At 58.4% G+C, this 5,015-nt stretch carries 4 protein-coding genes and 2 pseudogenes; 1 reads left to right on the top strand and 5 read right to left on the bottom strand.

The features are described from left to right. The 5 genes and pseudogenes from QZT71_RS11895 to QZT71_RS11875 all read right to left on the bottom strand — a co-directional run. Nucleotides 1–430 (bottom strand): annotated as a pseudogene (locus QZT71_RS11895) (translation initiation factor IF-2); the annotation flags it as partial. A gap of 28 nt (nucleotides 431–458) precedes the next feature. Next, complete coding sequence (gene nusA / locus QZT71_RS11890) at nucleotides 459–1,691, bottom strand: transcription termination factor NusA (protein ID WP_295916499.1); 1,233 nt, start codon at nucleotides 1,689–1,691, stop codon at nucleotides 459–461. A gap of 35 nt (nucleotides 1,692–1,726) precedes the next feature. Further along, entirely contained in the window at nucleotides 1,727–2,194 is a 468-nt protein-coding gene (gene rimP / locus QZT71_RS11885; protein ID WP_295916498.1) for a ribosome assembly cofactor RimP, read from the bottom strand. 128 nt (nucleotides 2,195–2,322) lie between these two features. Continuing rightward, nucleotides 2,323–3,117 carry an acyl-ACP--UDP-N-acetylglucosamine O-acyltransferase gene (gene lpxA / locus QZT71_RS11880; RefSeq protein WP_295916495.1) on the bottom strand — a complete coding sequence of 265 codons (795 nt, stop codon included), beginning with the start codon at nucleotides 3,115–3,117 and terminating at the stop codon, nucleotides 2,323–2,325. Nucleotides 3,118–3,122: 5 nt separating this feature from the next. Beyond that, entirely contained in the window at nucleotides 3,123–4,514 is a 1,392-nt protein-coding gene (locus QZT71_RS11875) for a bifunctional UDP-3-O-[3-hydroxymyristoyl] N-acetylglucosamine deacetylase/3-hydroxyacyl-ACP dehydratase (RefSeq protein ID WP_295916492.1), read from the bottom strand. A gap of 86 nt (nucleotides 4,515–4,600) precedes the next feature. Between QZT71_RS11875 and QZT71_RS11870 the strand changes: the two are divergent. Beyond that, a pseudogene (locus QZT71_RS11870) lies at nucleotides 4,601–5,015 on the top strand (energy transducer TonB); the annotation flags it as partial.

Here is a 5,015-nt window from a genome sequence, read left to right as displayed (position 1 = left end):
GCTCCGCGGGTTTGGCCGCTTCCGCCGCAGGGGCGGGTACGGGCGCAGGTGCGGGCGCCGCCTTGGGCTTGGGCGAAAGGTCGATTTTGCCGAGAATCTTCGGCTGCTGGATTTCGTCCTTGACGCTGATGACGTTGCTTTTGATGACCACCTCTTTTTCCTCCTCGCGCTCCTGCTTTTTAGCTTCTTCGAGGGTTATGGTCGTCTGCTTCAGGGAGATTCGCTCACGGATCGAGTCGCGCGCATTGCCTGCGGCACGGTTCGCCCCGAACTCTTTCTCCAGAACGGCATAAGTTTCGGCGTCGACCAGCGTGTTCGGCGACCCGTCGCTCTTGATGCCCTTCTTTTGCAGGAAGTCCGTGATGGTATTCAATCCCACCTTGAACTCCTTTGCAACCTGGATGAGCCTTAATTTTCTTTCGTTACCCATATCGTGTTATCTCCTTTCTTGCTTTTAATTACTCTTCGAACTCGGCTTTCAGAATCTGCACCACTTTCTGCGCCTGCTCCAGCTCCAAATCGGCGCGGGCGGCGATCTCCTCGACGGGCAGCTCCAGCACGCTCTTGGCGGTGTCGCAGCCGACGTTCTTCAGGGCGTCGATAATCCAGCTTTCGATTTCGTCGGCGAATTCGGTGAGGGCCACGTCCTCCTCCTCGACCTCGCGGTATACGTCGATGTCGTAGCCCGTGAGCATCTTCGAGAGGCGGATGTTCAGGCCGCCCTTGCCGATGGCCAGCGACACCTGGTCGGGCTTGAGGTAGACCGAGGCGGTCATCTTCTCCTCGTCGATGGTGATGCTCGAGATTTTCGCGGGGTTCAGCGCGCGCTGAATCATCAGCGACGGGTTGGCCGTGTAGTTTACCACGTCGATGTTCTCGTTGCGCAGCTCCTTGACGATGGAGTAGATGCGCGAGCCCTTCATGCCGACGCAGGCGCCTACCGGGTCGATGCGTTCGTCGTACGACTCCACGGCGACTTTGGCGCGCTCGCCCGGGATGCGGACGATTTTCTTGATGGTGATCAGCCCGTCGAAGATTTCGGGAACCTCCTGCTCGAACAGCCGTTCGAGGAACTGGTTGGCCGTACGCGAAAGGATGATGCGCGGCTGGTTGTTGTTCATCTCGACACTCTTGACGATGGCCTTGATGGTGTCGCCCTTGCGGTAGAAATCGTTGGGGATCTGCTCGGCCTTGGGCAGGATCAGCTCGTTCTCCTCGTCGTCGAGAATGAGCACCTCCTTTTTCCACACCTGGTAAACCTCGCCGGTGACAATCTCGCCGACCTTCTCCGAGTACTTCTCGTACAGGCTGGCTTTCTCCAAATCGAGTATGCGCGATGCGAGGTTCTGGCGCAGCGACAACACGGCGCGGCGCCCGAACGACTGGAGTTTGATTTCGTCGGCATACTCGTCGCCGATTTCGTAGGTCGGGTCGATGGCCTTGACCTCCGACACGGCGATCTGCATGTTGGGATTCTCGACGGCGCCGTCCTCTACGACGGTGCGGTTGCGCCAGATTTCGAGGTCGCCCTTTTCGGGGTTGATGATGACGTCGAAATTCTCGTCCGTTTCGTACTGTTTCTGCAAAGCGTGGCGGAAAACGTCCTCCAACACGCCGATCATCGTACTTTTGTCGATGTTCTTCAGCTCTTTGAACTCGGCAAAGTTGCTGATAAGGTTGAGATTGTCCATTGTGTCGTTTATCTTGTTTTTGATTTGTCCGTGTGTTATTTGAAGTCGAGGTATTCGCGTGTCGACTTGATGTCGCCGAACGCGTAGCTGCGCGTGACGGTCACCGTCTGCTTGCGTTTCTTGCCTTCGACGGCCTGTTTCTCCTCGTAGGAGAGGGTGATGCCTTGCTCGTCGGCTGCTTCGAGCCGTGCGCGCACCTTGACTCCCGATGCGAGCAGCACCTCGACCGTGCTGCCGACCAGTTTGCGGTACTGGCGCAGGCATTTGAGCTCCGAGCCGATTCCGGCCGACGCCACGGTCAGCGAGAAATCCTCTTCGTCGCGGTCGAATTCGGCCTCGACGGCGCGGCTCAGCCGCACGCAGGCGTCGATGGCTACCGACGTGTCGCTGTCGACGAGCAGTTCGATGTCGTTTCCGGGCGTGCAGGTGCATCCCACCACGAACATGTCCGTGCCCTGCAGGTTGCGTTCCGCCGCTTCGATTATCTTTTTGGTGTCGATCATATCACAGAAATTCGGTCGTGAGTAAGTATAAAATAAGGGGACTCACCGTCCCCTTACCGCTTAACCTTGTCTTTCGACAATGCAAATATAGTGAAAATTTCCGATATACCAATATTTATGCGAAAATTTTACTCCTCTTTGGCCTTGGCCTCGTAGGGTTTGATGATGCCGCGCTTCGAATCGCGGATAAATTTCACCAGCTGGTCGCGCTCCGCGCTCTGCGGCACCTGTTTTTCGACCTCCTCGCAGCCCGACATGTAATTCAGCCCGCTCTGGAAAAGGATGCGGCAGGCGTCGTGTATTTCGGCGATGCGATCGGGCGTGAAGCCGCGGCGCGCGAGGCCGATTTTGTTGATGCCCGCGAAGCGCATCGTGTCGTTGCGCACGATTACGAACGGCGGTGCGTCCTGTCCCAGCAGCGCGCCGCCCTGAATCATGGCATGGTCGCCGATGCGCGTCCACTGGTGGATGGCGGCATGTCCGCCGATCACGACCCAGTCGCCGACCTCGACCTCTCCGGCGAGCGATACGCGGTTGGCGATGACGCAGTTGTTGCCGACCACGTCGTCGTGCGCGATGTGCACGTAAGCCATCAGCAGGTTGTGGTCGCCGACCACGGTTTTGCCGCGCGAGGCGGTGCCGCGGCTGATGGTGACGTACTCGCGGATGTCGTTGTAGTCGCCGATTTCGGCCGTCGTCACTTCGCCGGCGAATTTCAGGTCTTGCGGCAGGCAGGAGATGGATGCCGCGGTGTGTATCTTACAGCCCTTTCCGATACGGGCGCCGTCGTGGATTACGGCCCCGGGGCCTATCCAGCAGTCGTCGCCGATCGTGACGTCGCCCGCGATGCAGGCGAAGGGCTCTACCGTAACATTGTTCCCGATTTTGGCGTCGGGATGGATATACGCCAGGTTGCTGATCATTTCGGTTATTTTTTGTTTTTAACGACCTGCGCCATCAGTACGGCTTCGCACGCAAGCGTTTCGCCCACGAAGGCTTTGGCCTCCACGACGGCCACGCCGCGGCGGATGGGTTCCAGCAGGTGGATTTCGAACTGGAGCGTATCGCCCGGAACAACCTTGCGTTTGAATTTCACGCCGTCGATTTTCATGAAGTAGGTCGAGTAGTTCTCCGGGTCGGGCACGTCGCCCAGCACCAGGATGCCGCTGCACTGCGCCATGGCTTCGACGATCAGCACGCCCGGCATGACGGGCTCCTCGGGGAAGTGCCCCACGAAGAAGGGCTCGTTCATCGTCACGTTCTTGATGCCGGCCACGTCCGTCGCGTCGCGGTAGAAAATGCGGTCCACCAGCAGGAACGGAGGGCGGTGGGGCAGCAGGTGGCGGATGTCGTTGATGTCGTACAGGGGCGGCTTGCGGCAGTCGTACTGGTAACGGGGTTTCTCGCCGGCCTTGCGGATGGTGTGCTTGAGCTGCTTCATGAACTCCGTGTTGGCGAAGTGGCCCGGGCGGGTGGCCCAGACGCGGCCCTTGATGCGTACGCCCAGCAGGGCGAAGTCGCCCAGCAGGTCGAGCAGCTTGTGACGCGCCAGCTCGTTGTTGCAACGCAGTTCGAGGTTGTTCAGGTAGCCCGCGTTGATTTCGATGTCGGGCTTGTTGAAGATTTTCTTGAGGTGCTCCAGCTGTTCGTCGGGAACTGGGTTTTCGACCACGACGATAGCGTTGTCCAAATCGCCGCCCTTGATGAGGTTCATTTTCATCAGCGGCTCCAGTTCGTGCAGGAAGACGAACGTGCGGCAGGGGGCGATTTTGTCGGCGAAGTTGTCGCCGGGGTTGAACGTGGCGTACTGGTTGCCGATGACTTTCGAGTTGTAGTCCACGTGCAGCGAAACGGAGAATTCGTCGTCGGGGTAGAGGATGATGGCCACGCCCTTTTCGGGGATGGTGTAGACCATCTTCTCGGTCACGTGGTAGAACTTGCGCTCTGCCTCCTGGTCGATGACGCCCGCTTCGGTGATGGCTTTGGCGTAGGCGCATGCCGAGCCGTCCATGATGGGGGTTTCTGCGGCGTCAATGTCGATCAGGGCGTTGTCCACGCCCAGCGTCCAGAGGGCCGACATGATGTGTTCGATGGTGCTTACGCGGTGACCTCCGGCTTCGATGGTCGTACCGCGCGAAGTGTCTACGACGTTATCGCAGAGTGCGGGAATTATGGGTTGTCCTTCGATGTCCGTGCGGCGGAATACGATTCCTGTGTCGGCATCGGCAGGATTGACGGTCATGGTCACTTTGACGCCCGTATGGAGGCCCTTTCCGGAGAATGAAATCGGTGCCTTCAGCGTTTGTTGTTTTGTCGACATAAGCAGTGTTTCTGATTATTTGCGGCCAAAGATATGAAAAAATCGTTAAAAAACGCTATTTTTGCTCAAAATTATGACAACCCGTAATGGCAGAGAATATTCCCGATAACAAACCGAAACCGCAGCGCCGTCCGCGCCTCAAACTTCCGTTCGACAACCGCCGCGAGGATGTCGGAACGTGGACGTACGACCATCGTATCGGACTGTGCGTGACGCTTATAGCCTATCTGGTGCTGATGATTGTCTTCGTTTCGTCGAAGATTGTCGTCGGGCGCAAACCCCATACCCAGGGAATGTACATCGACCTGCAGACGCTGGCCGAACTGGAGCAGGAGCGCGACCGTCTGGAGCGGCTGGCCCGCGAGCGGCAGGAGCGGGATCCGATCGACTGGAAAAGCATCCAGAACCAGGTTTCCAACGAAAACGCCCTGAACGAGAAACTCAAGGACGACCGCGGCACCAACGCCGCGGCGCTCAACGACGCTGCGGCCGAGGCCGAGC

Origin of the sequence: uncultured Alistipes sp., assembly GCF_902388705.1 — a bacterium.
In the GTDB taxonomy this organism is placed as follows: domain Bacteria; phylum Bacteroidota; class Bacteroidia; order Bacteroidales; family Rikenellaceae; genus Alistipes.
This window is presented reverse-complemented; position numbering and strand designations above follow the sequence as displayed.

Excerpts from the sequence above, each read along its gene's own strand:
- nusA (WP_295916499.1), bottom strand. The coding sequence starts at position 1,691 with ATGGACAATCTCAACCTTATCAGCAACTTTGCCGAGTTCAAAGAGCTG.
- rimP (WP_295916498.1), bottom strand. The coding sequence starts at position 2,194 with ATGATCGACACCAAAAAGATAATCGAAGCGGCGGAACGCAACCTGCAG.
- lpxA (WP_295916495.1), bottom strand. The coding sequence starts at position 3,117 with ATGATCAGCAACCTGGCGTATATCCATCCCGACGCCAAAATCGGGAAC.
- QZT71_RS11875 (WP_295916492.1), bottom strand. The coding sequence starts at position 4,514 with ATGTCGACAAAACAACAAACGCTGAAGGCACCGATTTCATTCTCCGGA.